The sequence below is a fragment of the Streptomyces sp. MGP-P1 genome, from assembly GCF_057766565.1.
Genome location: NZ_JBYMEM010000005.1, coordinates 660,295 through 677,474 on the forward strand (window position 1 = coordinate 660,295; position 17,180 = coordinate 677,474).

The 17,180-nt window shown below is 70.6% G+C and carries 16 protein-coding genes; 8 read left to right on the forward strand and 8 right to left on the reverse strand.

The annotated features are described in order from the left end of the window. Window positions 1-92: 92 nt before the first annotated feature. Window positions 93-1,223 carry an NADH:flavin oxidoreductase gene (locus AC3CH1_RS12380; RefSeq protein WP_488462947.1) on the reverse strand — a complete coding sequence of 377 codons (1,131 nt, stop codon included), beginning with the start codon at window positions 1,221-1,223 and terminating at the stop codon, window positions 93-95. A 1-nt stretch (window position 1,224) separates the two neighbouring features. After that, window positions 1,225-1,881 carry a DsbA family oxidoreductase gene (locus tag AC3CH1_RS12385; RefSeq protein ID WP_488462948.1) on the reverse strand — a complete coding sequence of 219 codons (657 nt, stop codon included), beginning with the start codon at window positions 1,879-1,881 and terminating at the stop codon, window positions 1,225-1,227. A 268-nt stretch (window positions 1,882-2,149) separates the two neighbouring features. Between AC3CH1_RS12385 and AC3CH1_RS12390 the strand changes: the two genes are divergently transcribed. Beyond that, on the forward strand, window positions 2,150-2,767 hold the full coding sequence (locus tag AC3CH1_RS12390) for a GNAT family N-acetyltransferase (protein ID WP_488462949.1): 618 nt from the start codon (window positions 2,150-2,152) through the stop codon (window positions 2,765-2,767). On the opposite strand, the gene AC3CH1_RS12395 is transcribed toward AC3CH1_RS12390, so the two are convergent. Then, complete coding sequence (locus AC3CH1_RS12395; protein WP_488462950.1) at window positions 2,756-3,091, reverse strand: hypothetical protein; 336 nt, start codon at window positions 3,089-3,091, stop codon at window positions 2,756-2,758. The genes AC3CH1_RS12390 and AC3CH1_RS12395 overlap by 12 nt on opposite strands. Window positions 3,092-3,319: 228 nt before the next feature. Here AC3CH1_RS12395 and AC3CH1_RS12400 point away from each other — a divergent pair, with 228 nt between their 5' ends. Further along, complete coding sequence (locus AC3CH1_RS12400; RefSeq protein ID WP_488462951.1) at window positions 3,320-4,156, forward strand: helix-turn-helix domain-containing protein; 837 nt, start codon at window positions 3,320-3,322, stop codon at window positions 4,154-4,156. Continuing rightward, window positions 4,153-4,389, forward strand: a complete 237-nt coding sequence (locus AC3CH1_RS12405) for a DUF397 domain-containing protein (protein WP_488462952.1) — start codon at window positions 4,153-4,155, stop codon at window positions 4,387-4,389. The genes AC3CH1_RS12400 and AC3CH1_RS12405 overlap by 4 nt, the downstream gene beginning before the upstream one ends. A 90-nt stretch (window positions 4,390-4,479) precedes the next feature. Here the strand turns inward: AC3CH1_RS12405 and AC3CH1_RS12410 are convergent, their stop codons facing one another. Continuing rightward, window positions 4,480-4,860, reverse strand: coding sequence for a hypothetical protein (locus tag AC3CH1_RS12410; RefSeq protein ID WP_488462953.1), 381 nt, complete (start codon window positions 4,858-4,860; stop codon window positions 4,480-4,482). A 140-nt stretch (window positions 4,861-5,000) separates the two neighbouring features. Here AC3CH1_RS12410 and AC3CH1_RS12415 point away from each other — a divergent pair, with 140 nt between their 5' ends. The 3 genes from AC3CH1_RS12415 to AC3CH1_RS12425 all read left to right on the forward strand — a co-directional run bounded on the left by AC3CH1_RS12415 (window position 5,001) and on the right by AC3CH1_RS12425 (window position 8,519). After that, complete coding sequence (locus AC3CH1_RS12415; RefSeq protein ID WP_488462954.1) at window positions 5,001-5,990, forward strand: ArsR/SmtB family transcription factor; 990 nt, start codon at window positions 5,001-5,003, stop codon at window positions 5,988-5,990. Window positions 5,991-6,077: 87 nt separating this feature from the next. Next, window positions 6,078-6,596, forward strand: a complete 519-nt coding sequence (locus tag AC3CH1_RS12420) for a DUF1203 domain-containing protein (RefSeq protein WP_488462955.1) — start codon at window positions 6,078-6,080, stop codon at window positions 6,594-6,596. A gap of 144 nt (window positions 6,597-6,740) precedes the next feature. Then, window positions 6,741-8,519: an acyl-CoA dehydrogenase family protein gene (locus tag AC3CH1_RS12425; RefSeq protein WP_488462956.1), complete on the forward strand. Its 1,779-nt coding sequence runs from the start codon at window positions 6,741-6,743 to the stop codon at window positions 8,517-8,519. Window positions 8,520-8,712: 193 nt separating this feature from the next. Here the strand turns inward: AC3CH1_RS12425 and AC3CH1_RS12430 are convergent, their stop codons facing one another. Beyond that, window positions 8,713-10,173, reverse strand: coding sequence for a helix-turn-helix domain-containing protein (locus AC3CH1_RS12430; protein WP_488463484.1), 1,461 nt, complete (start codon window positions 10,171-10,173; stop codon window positions 8,713-8,715). A gap of 405 nt (window positions 10,174-10,578) precedes the next feature. On the opposite strand from AC3CH1_RS12430, the gene dnaN reads away from it, so the two are divergent. Next, entirely contained in the window at window positions 10,579-11,706 is a 1,128-nt protein-coding gene (gene dnaN / locus AC3CH1_RS12435; protein WP_488462957.1) for a DNA polymerase III subunit beta, read from the forward strand. 218 nt (window positions 11,707-11,924) lie between these two features. Here the strand turns inward: dnaN and AC3CH1_RS12440 are convergent, their stop codons facing one another. Continuing rightward, window positions 11,925-12,809 (reverse strand): glycoside hydrolase family 19 protein, encoded by an 885-nt coding sequence (locus tag AC3CH1_RS12440; protein ID WP_488462958.1) that lies wholly within the window; start codon window positions 12,807-12,809, stop codon window positions 11,925-11,927. A gap of 301 nt (window positions 12,810-13,110) precedes the next feature. Next, window positions 13,111-13,995, reverse strand: coding sequence for a glycoside hydrolase family 19 protein (locus AC3CH1_RS12445; RefSeq protein WP_488463485.1), 885 nt, complete (start codon window positions 13,993-13,995; stop codon window positions 13,111-13,113). A 324-nt stretch (window positions 13,996-14,319) separates the two neighbouring features. Between AC3CH1_RS12445 and AC3CH1_RS12450 the strand changes: the two genes are divergently transcribed. Continuing rightward, entirely contained in the window at window positions 14,320-15,699 is a 1,380-nt protein-coding gene (locus tag AC3CH1_RS12450) for an MFS transporter (RefSeq protein WP_488463486.1), read from the forward strand. A 91-nt stretch (window positions 15,700-15,790) separates the two neighbouring features. Here AC3CH1_RS12450 and AC3CH1_RS12455 read toward each other — a convergent pair whose 3' ends face one another. Then, window positions 15,791-17,074: an adenylosuccinate synthase gene (locus AC3CH1_RS12455; RefSeq protein WP_215110397.1), complete on the reverse strand. Its 1,284-nt coding sequence runs from the start codon at window positions 17,072-17,074 to the stop codon at window positions 15,791-15,793. Window positions 17,075-17,180: the final 106 nt, after the last annotated feature.

Below are 17,180 nucleotides of genomic sequence, written 5' to 3' on the forward strand. Positions count from 1 at the left end.
CATTTGCCTGCACATGCAAGCGGATGCTTCCACAATCCTCCGTCGGCAACTTGCCCTGCGGGAACTAATCTTGCATGTGCAAGTAACCACTGTCAAGCGTGCGCGTGCGCACGGGCGTTGTCCAGGGTCGCCAGCGGCTCCAGCAGTTGGGGGTCGAACGCGGCCTGGACCGCCCCCGCGGCCACCCTGCGCGGCAGGTCGGGGTTGGCCAGCGCGCCCGTCCCGACGGCCAGGACGTCGGCGTGCCCCTCGTCCAGCACGCGCCGCGCCACGGCTTCCTGGTGCAGTCCGCCGTTGGCGATCACGGGGAGTCCGGTGACCGACCGGGCGAGCGCGGGCAGCGTCCGCCCCTCCGGGAACCAGTCCCGTCCGCTCCCCGCGAGATGCAGATAGTCGGCCCCGGCCGCGGCGGCCGTCGTGAAGACCGCTTCCGCTTCGGCGTCCCCACCCGGCCACCGCCAGGCGGGATCGTTGATCTTCCCCTGCGAGAGCCGGACGCCGACCGGGAAGCCGGGCCCGGCCGCGTCTCTGACCGCGGCCGTCACCTCCCGTACGAGCCGCAGGCGTTCCTCGACTCCCCCGCCGTACTCGTCGGTGCGCAGATTGGTGTACGGGGTCAGGAACTGGTCGAGCAGATAGCCGTTGGCGCCGTGGATCTCCACCCCGTCGAAGCCGACGTCGCGGGCGCGGACCGCCGCGGCGGCGAAGCCGTCGACGGCCTCCGCGATCTGGCGGCGGGTCATCTCCATCGGCACGGGCCAGGGACCGGCGCCCCGGTACTTGGCCAGTTGCTCGCCCAGCGGCCGTACAGCCGACGGGCCTGCGGCCCGGTCGCGGAACCGGTTGCCCTGCGAGACGGCCCCGGCGTGCATCAGCTGGAGGACGACGCGCGCGCCGGCGGCATGCGCTCTCTCGACGACAGGCTGCCAGGCGGCGGCCTGCGCCTCGTCGGTGATGCCGGGCTGGTGCAGGTAGCCCTGGCTGAACGCCCGGTCGGTGTAGGTCCCTTCGGTGATCAGGAGCCCGAAGCCGCCCTCGGCGTAGGCCGCGTAGTACGCGGCCATCTCCTGGGTGGCCCGGCCGTCCTCGGTCGCGGAGACCCGGGTCATGGGGGCGACGGCGTATCTGTTGCACAGCTCCATCCCCGCGAACCGAAAGGCCTTGAGCGCGGGATGGGTGGCGGGATGGATGGCGGGATGCGCGTCGGCCTGCGTGGCGGGCATCTCAGCAGCTCCCGTCGATGCCGCAGGAGGCGCCGTACACGTCGCCCTCCGCCTGCTGCGCCTGGGCGTCCAGGATCGCCTTGCGCAGCTGGGCCGGGCGCGGAACTCCCTCGATCCGGGTGTCGCCGACGAGCATGGTGGGAACGGACTGCACCCGGTGGGCCGCCGCCTCCCGCAGGGCCTCCTGGTGCCGCGCGCGATAGGCGCCGTCCGCCAGCGCGGCCCGGAACCCGGCCTCGTCCAGGCCGACCTCGCCGGCCAGGGCGACGAGGACGTCGATCTGCCCCAGGTCCTGGTTCTCCTGGAAGAAGGCGCGGAACATCCGCTGGTTGTAGGCGGTCCCCAGGTCGTGCTCGGCCGCGTACTGATAGCCCTCGAACGCGAGAGCCGTGTACGGCTGGGGAGAGACGGCGGGGAGCGTCATGTCGACGCCCAGCCGACGGGCCATGGGGTAGACGGCCCGTTCCCAGATGCTGGGCAGGTACTCGTCCTCCGGCCGCAGAGTGGGCTGGGGGTGGGGACGCAGCTCGAAGGGCATCCACTCGACGTCCACCTCGACGCCGACGTCCTTGATGGCCTCTTCGAGCGGACCTTCGGCGAGCATGCAGAAGGGGCAGACGTAGTCGGACCAGATCTTGATCTTCACGGGTTCAGCCATGCGCCGACCTCCAGGTCATTGATCGCGCAAGCAACAACATCCCCCGACGGTGCGGCAGGAGTTGACGGACGTCCAGAAGGTTGCACGATCATGCACTTTTGTGTCAAGTCTCCCCGCCGTCGGCTGAGACGGCAACCCGGGAGAGCCGACCGGAACCGGCCGCGAACACCACAGCGGAGGAGTGACGCCGGTGGCGGGAGTGGCCGGAGCGGCGGCGAGGGGCGGAAACCCCTTGCGGGAGCGCTCCCGCACCTGCAAGATCCCGCGCATGACTTCTCCGTCGCCCGTGCTGCGCCCGTATCGCCCCGAGGACCGCGAAGCCCTCTTCGACATCTGTGTACGGACGGGGCACGAGGGCGGGGACGCCCGCCACCTCTACCCGGACCCGGGCCTTCTGCCGAACATCTTCGCCGCGCCCTACGCCGCCCTGGAACCGGAGTTGGCGTTCGTGGTCGAGGACGGCGGGCGCGCGGTCGGCTACATCCTCGGTACGGCGGACACCGCGTCCTTCGTCGACCGCTACCGCGCCGAATGGCTCCCCGGCCTCGCAGAGCGCTACCCGGCCCCGGTACGCCAACCCGCCTCACGGGCCGAGGAGATGACCGCCCTGATGCACGACCCCGAACGCATGATCGTGCCGGAGCTGGCCGACTATCCGGCCCACCTGCACATCGACCTGCTCCCGACCCACCAGCGGTCCGGACACGGGCGTCGGCTCATGGACGCCTTCCTGGGCGCCCTGCGCGAACAGGGCGTCAAGGCGGTCCACTTGGGCATGCTCACCGTCAACACGCGGGCCCGCGCCTTCTACGATCGCGTCGGCTTCCACGAGATCGCGGTTCCGGACGCGGGGCCCGTGACGTATCTGGGTCGCTCAGTTCAGTAACGCGTACGCCGCGTTGAACAGGATCAGCGTGTGCACGAACCGCCCCGCACGCGTGGGCGGGTACCGCCACGCCAGCGGCCAGGTGTCACCCCCCAGCGCCGGTACGGGGACGTAGCTGATCCGTCCCGTGGCCGCGTTGAACTGCGTCACCGCACGCGGCCACGGCCGCCCGGCCGTCGAGCCCGCCGGCACGAGGAAGTACACCCCGCGCCGGCCGTTCGACTCGGTGACGACGGGCCCCGGTTCGCCGCCGACCAACTCCTCCATCAGGTCGGCCAGTCGCCGCCCGTCGTCGCCGTCCACGCGGACGGCGTCGAATTGCACGCCCGCCTTACGAAGGTGAAATCCGGAGTCCGGAATCCACTCGGCCCTCAGCCCACCATTAAGTGCGTTCACGAGACGATTGTGACCCGGATCACCTAGCGTTCTCACTACCTGCCGAGGTGCGTCGCAAAGCCGTTGACCTGCTCGAACTTCTCTGAAGTGGGGTGGAATTCAACGACTTCGAGTAATGACCGGTTGAGTTCGGTTGAGTCGAAAAGAGATCGCGTAATGGCGAGTGCTGAGAACAAGCAGACCGCGAGCCCGATGGCCCTCATGGTGGCGGAAGTGGCCCGGACCATGCGTATCCAGCGGGCATGGACACAGGAACAGCTCGGCCTGGAGCTGGGCTACTCGGCAGCGGCCGTGAGCGCCATGGAGACGTGCGCACAGCCTGCGAGCGACGCGATGCTGGTCGAGTTGGAACGGGTGCTCGGCAACGGGACCGCAGTGTTCGAGAGCGCGCGGCGGTACATGCGGATGGAGAGGTATCCGCTCCAGTTCCAGGACTACGCGCTGCTGGAGCAGGCGGCGCTGAGCCTTCAGTTGTTCGCGACGAACGTCATCCATGGGCTGTTCCAGACGGAGACGTACGCGCGTGCGCTCATCGGCGGCGGGTACCCGCCGCTCTCCGACCGGCGCGTGGAAGAGCTGGTCCAGCTACGGATGGAGCGCAAGGCCCTCTTCGACCGGGAGCCGGTCCCGATGATCGAGATCATCATCGACGAAGCCGCCCTGCGCCGGGTCATCGGTAGCGAGGAGATCATGCGCGAGCAGCTGCTCCATCTCGTGGAGTGCGCACGCCGCCGTAATGTCACGCTTCTGGTGCTGCCGCTGGACGCCGGTAAGTACGGGGAGTATGCAGGTGCTCGCGGCGCGATGACCCTGGTGGAGACCCCGGCTCACGAGCACCTCGTCTATCTGGAGCCGCAGGACGAGAGCTTGCTGATCAGCGACCCGGCAAAGGTGAGCACCTACGCTCAGCGCTATGCGAAGATCCGGTCACAGGCCCTGGGTCCTCGTGAATCGCTGGACCTCATCAAGCGGTTGGCAGGAGTAGTGGAATGAGCAGCACCCTCCGATGGTTCACGTCGAGCTACAGCAGCGACAGCGGCGGCGAGTGCATCGAGGTCGCCTTCGCCTGGCAGAAGTCCTCCTACAGCAGCGGCAGCGGCGGCGAGTGCATCGAGGTAGCCACCTGCCCCCACGCCGTCCACGTCCGTGACTCCAAGGTGCCCGAAGGCCCCGCCTTCGCCGTCGCGCCGGACGCCTGGTCCGCCTTCCTCGGCTGGACGGGCTGACAGCCCGGCGCCACCGCTCCGGCGGCCTGCTTCCTGGCGTGCTGGTGATGCACGTCAAGAGGCAGACCGCTCACGGAAGGCGCGACTCCGTCACGCGGCCAGCTTCACGGAGTTGATCGGCGTGAAGTCGTAGTCGTAGTACGTGCCGGCCGCTTGGTTGCCCCCGCAGCCGGTGCCGTTGGAGCCCGTGCACCGGTACGCCTTGGCGCCGCCGGTCTGGTTGTTGAACCAGCGCTTCATGCCGATCTGGTCGTAGATCCTGTGGGTCCCGTACGAGTAGAACGCGTGGCTCGGCCTGTCGCCGTTCCAGCTCGCGTTGGGATACAGACAGACCGCCCCGGACGGGCAGCCGTGGACCGTGGCTGCCGCCTCCACCGCGGTGGCCGATCCGCCCAACGTGAGTACGGCGCCGGTGGCGAGCGCCGTGGCGGCCATCGCTGTCCTCTTGATGGTCCTCTGAAACTGACGCATGCGCGTTTTCCCCCATCTGGTCGGTCTTGGGTTCTTCATCGCTCCTTTAGGAGCTACTCCAACGATGATGAAGAAGCCCGTGAAGACGGGTCCAAGGGTTTTCACCGCACGGCAAACGGATGTGTTCATTCGGGGGATCCATGGAACTCCGTATCCATTTCACAGCAGACGACCTGACACGCATCACGGTGGCTCCCCGCCCCGATCCCATGTGGGAGCTGGTCAACAGCCTGCACGCGCTCCGGGCCCCGCGACCCGCCCCCGAGCACGCGCCGTGGCGGGAGCACGTCCGCAGTCGGCTGGCCAGAAGCGATCTGAGAGAGCCGATTCGCCTGCTCACCACTTTGGTGCCGACCCGGGGGAAATTCCCCGACTTTCTGACCCCGCCCCACAAAGGCGGAATGGAGGTCGCCCGTGACCTGATTCTCGCCACGCCCACGGAACGCGTGCGCGCCGAGCTGGCCGCATGCTGCACGCAGCGGACGCCGCCCGACCGGCTCCGGCGGCTCGCGGAAGGCGACCGCTCCGCCCGGCAGGAACTCGACGCCGCCCTCACCGTCTACTTCGGCGAACTCCTCGCCCCGCAACGGCGACTGATCGACGACGCCGTGCACGACTACCGCGCGCATCACAGCCGGGACCTGCTGGAAGGGGGCGCGGAACGGCTGCTGAGCACACTGTCGCCCCGCATCCGCTGGGAGCCGCCGACGCTGATCGCCGACTATCCCCGCGACGGCGATCTCCACCTGCGCGGTCGCGGTATCGCGCTGATCCCGTCCTTCTTCTGCACGGGACGCCCCGTCACGCTCATCGACCCCGACCTCCCACCCGTTCTGGTCTACCCCGCGAACCGTCGCTCCGACCGCGCGGACACCCTCGACGGCCTGCCCGAACTGCTCGGCCGCACCCGCGCCATGGCCCTGTGTGCCCTGACCTCACCGTGCTCGACGGGCGAACTGGCCGTGCGGATCGGCGTGTCGATCGCGAGCGCGAGCAAGCACGCGTCCGTGCTGCGCAACGCGAGGCTCATCACCAGTACGCGCAGGGGCTGCGAGGTGGTGCACGCCCTGACCCCGCTCGGGCGTGAGGTGAGCCAGGGGCGGAAGCGCGGCTCGTGGTGCGATGAGTGACGACTGCCGGCCTTCCGCGTGGGCGCGCACCAACGCGACGTCCGTTTTCTGCCAGCAACCGCCCGCGCGTCGATCCAGCATGGGCGCATGACCACTTACACCGTGCTCCCTGTTGACGCGGCCGTCCTGAAGGAACTGCGGGCTGTCGACGACGCGGGCCGCCCCTGCGCCCCGTACATCGCGACCGGCGACGACGCTGGCTCTCCCCTGCGCTGCTGCCTGCGCCCCATCACGCTCGGCGAGCGGATAGCCCTCGTCTCGTACGCCCCTCTGCGCCGCTGGGCCGCCCTGAGGGGCGCAGACCCGGGCGCGTACGACGAACAGGGTCCGGTCTTCATCCATGCCGACGACTGCGACGGGTTCACCCCCGGCGAGGGCTACCCCTTCGCCCGGCCGGGAGCCCTGCGTACCGTGCGCCGCTACGACGCCCGGGGCCATATCGCGGGCGGCCGCCTCCTGGAGATCCCGGCCGACGCCACGGCCGGTTTCGACGGGGCCTTCGACGACGCCTTCAACGATCCGGACGTGGTGCTCGTACACGTCAGGGCACTGGAGTACGGATGCTTCCACTTCGAGGTGCGACGGCCCTCCACCACGGAGCGGTGAGCTGTCCGCCACGCAGCAGTGAATCGGCTGCGGGCACCAGGCGGAAGCGAGTGACCAGGCAGGCACCTACCGTGTTTTCGCCCAGCTCAAGCGTGTTGATCATCACCCCGTCAGACGTGATCGATCAGGCTAGTTTTCTTCCGTGTGACTGACTCTCAGACTCCGGATACCGCACACGCCTCCACCGCCCTCGCCGACGCCCTGTTCGCCGGTCAGCTGGGCACGACTCACGAGCGATGGAGGCACCTCTTCAGCTCCGCCCCGTTCCGCTTCGAGGAGGGGCTGACCCACCGAGAACGCATAGACCTGAGCTACGCCCGACTCCGCCTGGTCAACGAGGCCGTGGAGGCACCGCAGGTCCTGGCCAACGATCCGGCCGAACTCACCGCCATCCACGAGTGGGCCGGTGCGGTGGACCCGGGCATGGCGACCATCGTGGCCATCCACTACAACCTCTTCTTCGGCAGCCTGGCAGACCACGAGGCGGCCGGGCGGGACCTGAGCGAGTACATCCGCGGAGACCGCATCGGGACTTTCCTCTGCACCGAGATCGCCCATGGCAACGATGCCGCGCATATGGAGACCACGGCGACATACGACCGGGCGACGCGCGGGTTCGTGCTGAACACCCCCACACCCGCCGCGGCGAAGTTCATGCCCAACACCAGCCCGGCCGGCGGGGCGAAGGGGGCCGTCGTCGCTGCCCGCCTGATCGTCGACGGCACCGACCACGGCGTCTTCCTGTTCCTGACACCGCTCAGCGACAGCGACGGCAGCCCGTTGCCAGGTGTGGAGGTGCGGCCGCTGCCCCAGACGGCCAGCAGCCCCGTCGACCACTGCGCCACGACGTTCCACCACGTCCGCCTCCCGCACAGCGCTCTCCTCCAGGGCGACCACGGCCACCTCACCCCCGTCGGCGAGTTCACCAGCACGCTCGGAAGCCCCCGCCGACGGTTCCTCCAGTCCATCGGACGAGTCACGATGGGCAAGCTCTGCATGACCGCCCACAGCCTCGGGGTCATGCGTCACTCTCTCGACATCGCCATGCGCTACGCCCACACCCGGGTCACCTCGGGCATGACCAACGGACAGCGCGTCCCGCTGATCGCCCACCGCGGGCACCACACCCCTCTGCTCGACGCCGCGGCGACGACCTACGCCGCCACGCTGCTCCAGCGGTCGGTCGTGCGGCAGTGGGACCGGGCGACCGGCGAGGAGCGCGAGGCGTACGAGCGGCTGACAGCGATCAGCAAGGCATGGATCACCTGGCGGGCCCGCGCGGTCATGACCGAGTGCCGCGAACGGTGCGGCGCCCAGGGCCTCATCCAGGCGAACGGCATCGCGCTCCAGCTCGCCTCCATCGAGGGCACGATCACGGCCGAGGGCGACAACACCGTGATCATGCAGAAGGCCGGGGGAGAGATGCTGCTCGGCGGCGTCGACCTCAAGCCGGAGAGCGAGATCGCGCCCGGGGGCCGGGAGCTGACCGACCCCCAGTTCCTCCAGGACCTCCTGGCCGACATCGAGCGCATCTCCCACGCCCGTGCGAAAGCCCGGCTCCGGCAGCGCGCCGCATCCCCGCTGGCCCGATGGAACGCGACCGTGACGCCCGCCGTGGCGCTGGCCGACGCCCACGTCCACCGACTAGCAGCCGAGTCCCTGCTGACCGCCGCCGACCAGGCCCCCTCCGGGCTGCCGGCGGATCTTCTGCGCGGGCTGCACGCCCTGTTCGCGCTGCGCCGGGTAGCCGCGCACAGTGGGGACCTGCTGGCACGCGACCGATTGACGGCCCATCAGGTCGAGGGACTGCCCGACGCGGTCGAGGCGGTCCTCATCTTCCTGGAACCGCACGCGCTGACGCTCACCCGCGCCTTCGCCGTACCCGAGGCGCAGCTGGAGACATACCCGATGCTCAGCGCCTGAGCAGAACCACGGGAGCAACAGGCCCCCGGCCCGCAGGAGGGGGGCGGACTCAACATCGCCAACGCCACCGGAACCTCGGTCAAGGCAGGCCCTTCCGGGAAGGTCACCTACTCGGGTACCTCAGGCGGGTCAGGTGAATACCTGAAGTCACGCACGCACGAGCCACGAAACTGTACGAACAGCGGGACAGCCCTTAGGTCGCCGCGCCCAGGTCTCGGGCCCTCAGCGCCAGCCACAGGTCGTAGCGGGCGCTCGGAGGCCGGAGGAGCGAGCGCTGGAGGACCGTTTCGAGCCGGGTCAGGCGTTTGCGGGCGCCGGGCACGCTGATGCCGAGCTCGGCGGCGGCCGGGCCCAGGCGGCCCTCGCAGCGCAGCCAGGTGCGCAGGGTCTCCTCGGACCCGAGGACGGGGGCCAGTTGCTGGTCGGCCCAGTGCCGTACGGCAGGGCGGCGCAGGACCTCGTCGAGTGCCCGCGCCGCCTCTCGCGTACCGGGTCCGGTGGGGGCGTACGGGGCGGGCTCGGGGGTGCACGCCGGGGCGGGGGTGGCACGGACGCGCAGCGCCAGGTCCAGGGCGGCCTGGTCGGCGAGCCGGTGCAGGTCGAGGCCGAGCAGCTCGCCGATGAGCCGCAGCCGGGCGGCCAGGGTGTTGCGGTGGACCTTGAGGTGGTCGGTCGCGTGCGACGAGAACGCCAGCCAGGACCCGGCCGTGGCCGCCAGCTCCTGGGCCCCGGGGTCCTGCGCGCGGCGCGGCACATGGGTCAGGAGCGGGGTCAGCAGGTCGTGCGCCCACTGTCGCCCGGCCGGCCCGACGACGAGCGCGGGGTCCGGCGAGGTCCCGAACCGGGCGTGCCGGGACGGTAGTTCGCGGGCGACGGCCAGGGCGTGGAAGGCCTGGCGGTAGCCGGTCGCGGTGCCGGCCAGCGGCACGGGTTCGCTGACGCCCACGACGCAGTCGTCGACCCGGGCGGCGACGGCCTCGTCGGTCGCGGCGGCCCCCTCCTGCGGTGGCTGCGCGGGCATCACCAGGATGAGGTGGCGGGCGTAGACGGGGCACCGCACGATCCAGGACCGGGCGCCGTCCGCGTCCGCGCAGACCCGGGCCACCTCGTCGCGGCCGTCGCCCGAGCACTCCACGACGCACACCCGTACCGGATCGGGCAGCCGGGGGCGCAGCGCACCGGCGACCTGCTGGGCGATGGAGAGCTGGCCCGTCATCAGCAGGTGCAGCACCGCCTCCCGGCCCCGGGACTCCGCGAGGTCCACCCGGCGGCGCTTGCGCTCCAGGGCCTCGGCCCGGCGGCACACGGACAGCGGCAGGACCACGTCGGCCAGCAGCGTGGCGAGCCCGGCGGCCACGGGCCGGGGGGTGACGACGGCGAGCACGGGGGCCGCGCGGTCGTCGGCGCTCAGGGGGAACAGCAGGGCGGTGTGCGCGCCGATGTCGAGGGAGTACGCCCGGGCCGCGCGCTCCGTGAGGGCGCTCGCGCCCTCGGCGACGAGCCCCGCGATGTCGGGGACCGCCGCCCGTGCCGTACGGGCCGCCGCGTGCAGCACCGTCCCGTCCGGGCCGACGAGCCCGGCCCAGCCGCCGGCCCGCCCGGCCAGCCAGCGCAGCAGCTCGGCGGTTCCGCCGGTGCGGGCCAGCCGGTGCATCAGCAGAAGGTCGTCCGCACGCTCCCGTGCACGCACCTGTTACCCCGTTCCCGCCCCGGACGCGGCCGTGGCGCCGGTGTACCGCCCCGCTCGACTGACTGTGCGGACCGATACCCCGGTGGCCGCCCCACTGGGCGCATTGAATCTCCCGTCTCCCTACCCTGCGTTCTATGGTCCCAACGTGTTCCAGTCCGTCGGGGGACGGCTCCGGAACAGGGGGCGCGGGGGCGTGGGGACACGGGTAACGGGAGCGCGGGGTACGGGGGAACGCGGCGGCAGCGGCTCACGGGGGTGGTCGCTGTCGTCGGCTCCCGCCCCGTGCCGGTTGTCAGTGGTGCCTCCTATCGTCGTCGTCATGGGAGCCGGCCTCCGGCTCCGGCTTTCGACGTGCCAGGAGAGGCCCCCGTGGAGTTCCGTATCGAACGCAGTGCCCTGACCGACGCCGTGTCCTGGGCGGCCCGTGTCCTGCCCGTGCGCTCGCCCGTCCCCGTGCTCGGCGGACTGCTGCTGGACACGGAGGGCGGGGGCGAGGGCGGCGGCGGGCCCCTGCGGATCTCCGGGCTCGACTACGAGGCGTCCGCGCGCATCGACGTGGATGCCGAGGTCGTGCGGCCCGGGAAGGTGCTCGTCATGGGGCGGCGGCTGTTGGACATCTGCAAGGTGCTGCCCGAGGGTCCCGTGGAGTGCTCCGTGGAGGGCTCCAGGTTCACGGTGTCGGGCGACGGGGCCCGGTTCGGCCTCTCCGTGCTGCCGCTGGACGACTACCCCGCTCTGCCCCCGCTCCCGCCGCTCCGGGGCGCGGTGGACGCGGGGCTGTTCGCGGCGGCCGTGGCCGATGTGGCGGTGGCCGCGGGGCGCGACGACACGCTGCCCGCGCTCACCGGGATCCGGCTGGGGCTCGACGGCGACACGATGACGCTCGCCGCGACCGACCGGTACCGCTTCGCCGTACGGACCCTCCCGTGGAAGGCGACCACGCCCGGCGAGACGGCCGACGTCATCGTCTCCGCCCGCCGCCTCACGGAGATCGCCCGCTCACTGGGCCGTTCCGGGCTCGTGAGCGTCGCCCTGGACGCCGGTTCGGCGGGCTTCGAGCACTCCGGGATGCGGACCACGGTGCGGCTGCTGGAAGGCCGGCTGCCGCGCCACGAGAAGCTGTTCGCGATGACGGACCCGGCGGTCGCGGTGGTGGACCGGGTCCGGCTGACGGAGGCCGTCAAGCGGGTCTCCGTCGTCGCCGACGGCGACAGCCCGGTGCAGATGACCTTCTCCCGCGCCGACGCCTCCGTAACCCTGCGCGCGGGCTACGAGGACGACGTGGCGTCCCAGCGGCTGCCGGCCGCCCTGGAGGGGGCCGAGGAGCTGACCGTGGCCTTCAACCCCGGCTATCTGGCGGACGCCCTGGCCTCCTTCACGGAACCGTCCCTGCGGCTCCTGCTGCTGGGGGCCGGTCAGCGCGCGATGATCACGGACGCGGCGGGCACGGACGTCCACCGGCACCTGCTGATGTCGGTGAAGCCGCAGTTGGCGTGAGGGCGCGTGCTCATCTCCGTCACCGCCCTGTCCTAAGCCGAGCTGCGCCAACCGCGCCTGCACCACGGAGTCACGCTCCGGACGGCGCTGAACCGCACCTGATGTCCGAACACCGAAACGGGGGTGCACCCGGCTCGCGCCGGGTGCACCCCCGTTTCGGATGGGGTCCTCAGGGCCCCTCAGCGGCCCTCACGGGCCGGTGAGGTGCGTGGGAGGGGTCAGCAGCTCAGGTTCGGACCGGTGGTGGTGCCGAGGATCTGGGTGAACTGCGTGAATTTGTTGATGCGGCTCTGGACCTGCGCCGGGTTGCCGCCGTTGCACTCCAGGGCGCCGTTGATCGAGCGGATCGTCTCGCCGAAGCCGGCGTTGTTGACGATGGCGTTGTGCGGGGTCATGGTGCCGGGGCCGTTCTGGGTGTTCCAGTACCAGAGGCCGGTCTTCCACGCGACGGCCGGGTCCTGCTCCACCAGGTACGGGTTGGCCAGGAGGTTGATGCCCAGGGCGTCACCGGCGGCCTTGTAGTTGAAGTTCCAGCTCAGCTGGATCGGGCCGCGGCCGTAGTAGGCGGCCTGGCCGGCCGGGCAGCCGTACGACTGGGTGGTGTCGCAGTAGTGCGGGTAGTTCGCCTCGTTGACTTCCTTGATGTAGAACAGGCCGCCGGTCTCGTGGCTGACGTTGGCGAGGAAGGCCGCGGCCTCGCGCTTCTTCACCTCGTCGCTGCCGGTCTTGGCGAAGGCCGGGAAGGCGCTCAGGGCGTCGGTGAGGCCCTTGTACGTGTAGAAGGCGTTCCGGTTCGGGAACATCTGGTTGAACTGGGCCTCGCTGACGACGAAGCCGTTGTTCTCGCCCGGGTTCTCGCCGCCGGTGCCACAGGCACCCTTGTCGGCCCAGACGTCCGACGTGCCCGGACGCTCGTTCTGGGTCCACCACTTCGCGGTGTAGTTGCGGCCGTTGTACGAGACCGCGCCGCCGTTCGTGTAGACGGAGGAGGAGCTCCAGGCCGTGGCGCAGGTGGCTGCCTGCGCGGTGGTGGCGGGAAGAACGATGAGCGCCGCGACGATCGCGGCGAGCGCGACCAGCAGACTCATGACACGTCGGATCACGTGATCACACTCCTTGGACGCGGCGCGACGTCCGGCCTGCGCCGCAGTGGGGGTGCCGATACTCAAGCGAGGATGGTCTGGACCTGTCAAGGTCTAGACCATCCTCGAAGAAGGTGCCGGTTCCACCGGTTTCGACCGCCGCCGCCCGGGGCGAACGTGTCAAGGGGCCCTCAACAGCCGCTATTCCGGAAGGAGTCCATCCGGATCGCCCGCGAACGGGGGCGGAACCGAAGGTAAAATCTTCCGGCCCGCCCAGCATGCGGACGGTTTCGGACGACCTGCGGACACCGGGCCCGCAGGCTCAGCAGGTGAGCCCGGCCCCCGGGGCCACCCCGACGATGCCGGTGATGCGCTCGTACCGCTCCACCCGCGCGGTGACCGAGCCCGGGTTGCCGCCGTCGCACTCCAGGGCCCCGTTGAGCGAGCGGATCGTCTCGCCGAAGCCGGCGCCGCCGACCATCGCGTCGTGGGACGTCATGGTGCCGGGGCCGTTCTGGGTGTTCCAGTACCAGAGGGCGGTGGCCCAGGCGACGGACGGATCCCGCTCGACCAGCCAGGGATCGTTCAGCAGGTCGAGCCCGAGGGCGTCCCCGGCGGCCTTGTAGTTGAAGTTCCAGCTGAACATGATCGGGCCGCGCCCGTAGTACGCCTCGCGCCCCGCCGGGCAGCCGAAGGGCTGGGTGTCGTCGCACTTGCGCCAGTAGTTGGCCTCGTTGATCTCCTTGACGTACCTCAGCCCCACCGACTCGAAGTCCGCGTGCGTCAGGAACGCCGCCGCCTCCCGGGCCCGCGTCTGCGGCGTACCGACGTTGGCGAAGCGCGGATAGGCGTGCAGCGCGTCGATCAGGCCCTGGTACGTGTAGAAGGGGTCGCGGTTCGGGAAGATCTCGTCGAACCGCTGCTCGCTGATGACGAAGTCGGACACCCCTCCCGCACAGGCGCCCCGGTCCGACCAGGCGGACCCGGCCCCCGGATTCTCGCCCCGCGTCCACCACTTGGCGCTCCAGTTGCGCCCGTGGTGGGAGACGGTGTCCCCGGCGCGGTAGTCGGCCGACGCGCTGTGGAGCGGTGCGCAGGGCCCGCCGACGGGGGCGGCGGCCGACGCGGCGGGGGCCGCCGTCACGAGAGCGGCGGCGAGGGTGGCCAGGGCCGCCGGGACGGTCAGGAACCTCTTGGCACGAGCGATGCGATTGATGCGATCGATGCGACGAACGATGCGGTTCAGGGCTGCTCACTCCTTCGGCGCGGCACACCGAGCATCCCGGCAGGCCGACATGACGGGCCACCACCCAAGCCCGCCTGGTCTGAACCTGTCAAGGTCTAGACCAGCCACGCCCTGCAGCTCCGCCCGGTCACCCCGGGGCCCGACAGTCGGGGCCTGATACCCACCCCGGGTATATGGCCGGTCGAGCCATTGCGGCGAGTGACACCCCCTCCATAGCGTCGTCGGGTGATCACCGCACACCCCCGCCGACAGGCCGTACTCGTCGTTCTCTGCTTCGTCCAGTTCATGCTGGTGCTGGACGACACCGTCGTGAACGTCGCCCTCCCCAGCATCAGGGGCGACCTCGGCTTCAGCACCACGGACCTGACCTGGGTCGCCAACGCGTACTTCCTCGCGTTCGGCGGCCTGCTGCTGCTCTTCGGCCGCCTCGGCGACCTCATCGGCCGCCGCCGGGTCTTCCTCTGGGGCGTGACCCTGTTCGGCGCCGCGAGCCTGCTCTGCGGACTCGCCCAGGAACCCTGGCAGCTCGTGGCCGGACGGTTCGCCCAGGGGGCGGGCGCGGCCATGGCCAGTCCGGCGGCCCTGGCGCTGATCACCCTGCTCTTCCCCGGCCGCGAGGAGCGCGCCAGGGCGCTCGGCATCTGGGGCGCCATCGCCGGCCTGGGCGGCACCGCCGGGGTGGTGATCTCCGGGGCGCTCACCGGGCTGGCGTCCTGGCGCTGGATCTTCCTCATCAATCTGCCGGTCGCAGCCCTGGCCCTGGTGCTCCTGCCCCGCCTGGTCGGCGAGAGCCGCACCGACCGCCCCACCCGGCTGGACGTCCCGGGCGCGCTGCTGGGCACCGGCGCCGTCGTCTCCCTGGTCTACGCCCTCCTCCAGACCGAGCACGCGGGCTGGAGCGACCTGCCGGTCGTGGCGCCGCTGCTGCTCGGCATCGCCCTGGGGGCCCTCTTCCTCCTGGTCGAGGCACGCACGGCGGATCCGCTCGTCCCGCTGTCCTTCCTCTCCGTCAGGATCCGCGCGGTCTCCAACGCCGCGGGCCTGCTCTTCGCCGCCGCCTTCTTCTCCCTGTCCTTCCTGCTGATGCTGCATCTGCAGACGGTGCTGGGATACGGGCCGCTCAAGGCCGGCTTCGGCTTTCTTCCCTACGGCGCGGGCATCCTCACCGGCGTCTGGTGCTCCTCCCGCCTGGCGGTCAGGCTCGGGCTGCGGTGGGCCCTGGTCCTGGCGTTCCTGATCAGCGCGGGCGGGCTCCTGCTGCTGTCCGGGGTGTCGCCGAACGACAGCTACGCGATCGGCGTGCTGCCCGGCATGCTGGTGGTGAGCTTCGGCTCCGGCCTCGGCTTCCCCGCCCTCGCCATCGCCGGGGTCTTCGGCACCGACGCGGAGAACGCGGGCCTCGGCTCGGCGGTCCTCAGCTCGGTGCAGCAGATCGGCGGCGCCGTGGGACTGGCCGTCCTGGTCTCCGTGGCCACCCGCCGCAGCGAGGAGCTGACCGGTTCCGTCGGCCCGCTGCGCGCGGCGACGGAAGGGTTCTCCCTGACGCTCACCATCGCCGCCGGGCTGCTCGTCCTCGGCGCCGCGCTCATCGCCGTACTCCTCGCCGAGGACAGCGCGGCACAGCCGGAATCCGCCGCGCGGGAGCCGTCACCGAAACCGGTGTAGCGGTGAACGGGAGAGCGCGTGAACGCGCGCGGCGGCGGACGACGGGTCATGCCCGTCATCCGCCGCCGCCGCGGTGTCGCTCGCCCGTCCCCTACAGGAACGAGTTGATCTCGATGGTCTCGGTCCGGCCGGGGCCGACGCCGATCGCGGAGATCGGAGCGCCCGACATCTCCTCCAGGGCCTTCACGTACGCCTGCGCGTTCTTCGGCAGGTCGTCGAAGGTCTTGGCCTTCGTGATGTCCTCGGACCAGCCCGGCAGGTTCTCGTAGATCGGCTTCGCGTGGTGGAAGTCGGTCTGGTTGTACGGGAGCTCCTCGACGCGCTTGCCGTCGATCTCGTACGCCACGCAGACCGGGATCTGCTCCCAGCCGGTGAGGACGTCCAGCTTGGTGAGGAAGAAGTCGGTCAGGCCGTTGACCCGGGTCGCGTACCGCGCGATCGGGGCGTCGAACCAACCACAGCGGCGGTCACGGCCGGTGGTGACACCGCGCTCGCCGCCGATGCGCCGCAGCGCCTCGCCGTCCTCGTCGTGCAGCTCCGTCGGGAACGGACCGGCCCCGACCCGCGTCGTATAGGCCTTGAGGATGCCGATGACCCGGCTGATCTTCGTCGGGCCCACGCCGGCCCCGGTGCAGGCGCCGCCCGCGGTCGGGTTCGACGAGGTGACGAAGGGGTACGTGCCGTGGTCGACGTCGAGCAGGGTGCCCTGGCCGCCCTCGAAGAGGACGACCTTGCCCTCGTCGATGGCATCGTTCAGGATCAGGGTGGTGTCGGCGACGAACGGCTTGATCTGCTCCGCGTACTGGAGCATGTCCTCGACGACCTTGCCGGCCTCGATGGCCCGGCGGTTGAAGACCTTGGCCAGGAGCTGGTTCTTCTGCTCCAGGGCCGCCTCCACCTTCTGCTCCAGGATCGACTCGTCGTAGAGGTCCTGGACGCGGATCCCCACCCGGTTGATCTTGTCGGCGTACGTCGGACCGATGCCACGGCCCGTCGTGCCGATCTTGCGCTTCCCCAGGAAGCGCTCGGTCACCTTGTCGAGCGTGACGTTGTACGGAGTGATCAAATGAGCGTTGCCGCTGATCAGAAGCTTGGACGTGTCGACGCCTCGCTCGTTCAGACCGCTCAGCTCGGAGAGCAGGACCGCCGGGTCGACCACGACACCGTTCCCGATGACCGGGGTACACCCCGGCGACAGGATTCCGGAGGGGAGGAGATGCAGTGCGTACTTCTGGTCGCCCACGACGACCGTGTGACCGGCGTTGTTACCGCCTTGGTATCGCACGACATAGTCCACGGATCCACCGAGGAGGTCGGTGGCCTTCCCCTTGCCCTCGTCACCCCACTGAGCACCGAGCAGCACAAGTGCGGGCACAGGCGTACACCCCTTCCGGGCGGGGCATGTCCAAGGTCAGGGGGCGTACGTAAAGGTCGTACCTGCCGTACGACGATGTACGGCAAAGCCTGAGCCGTCGAACCGG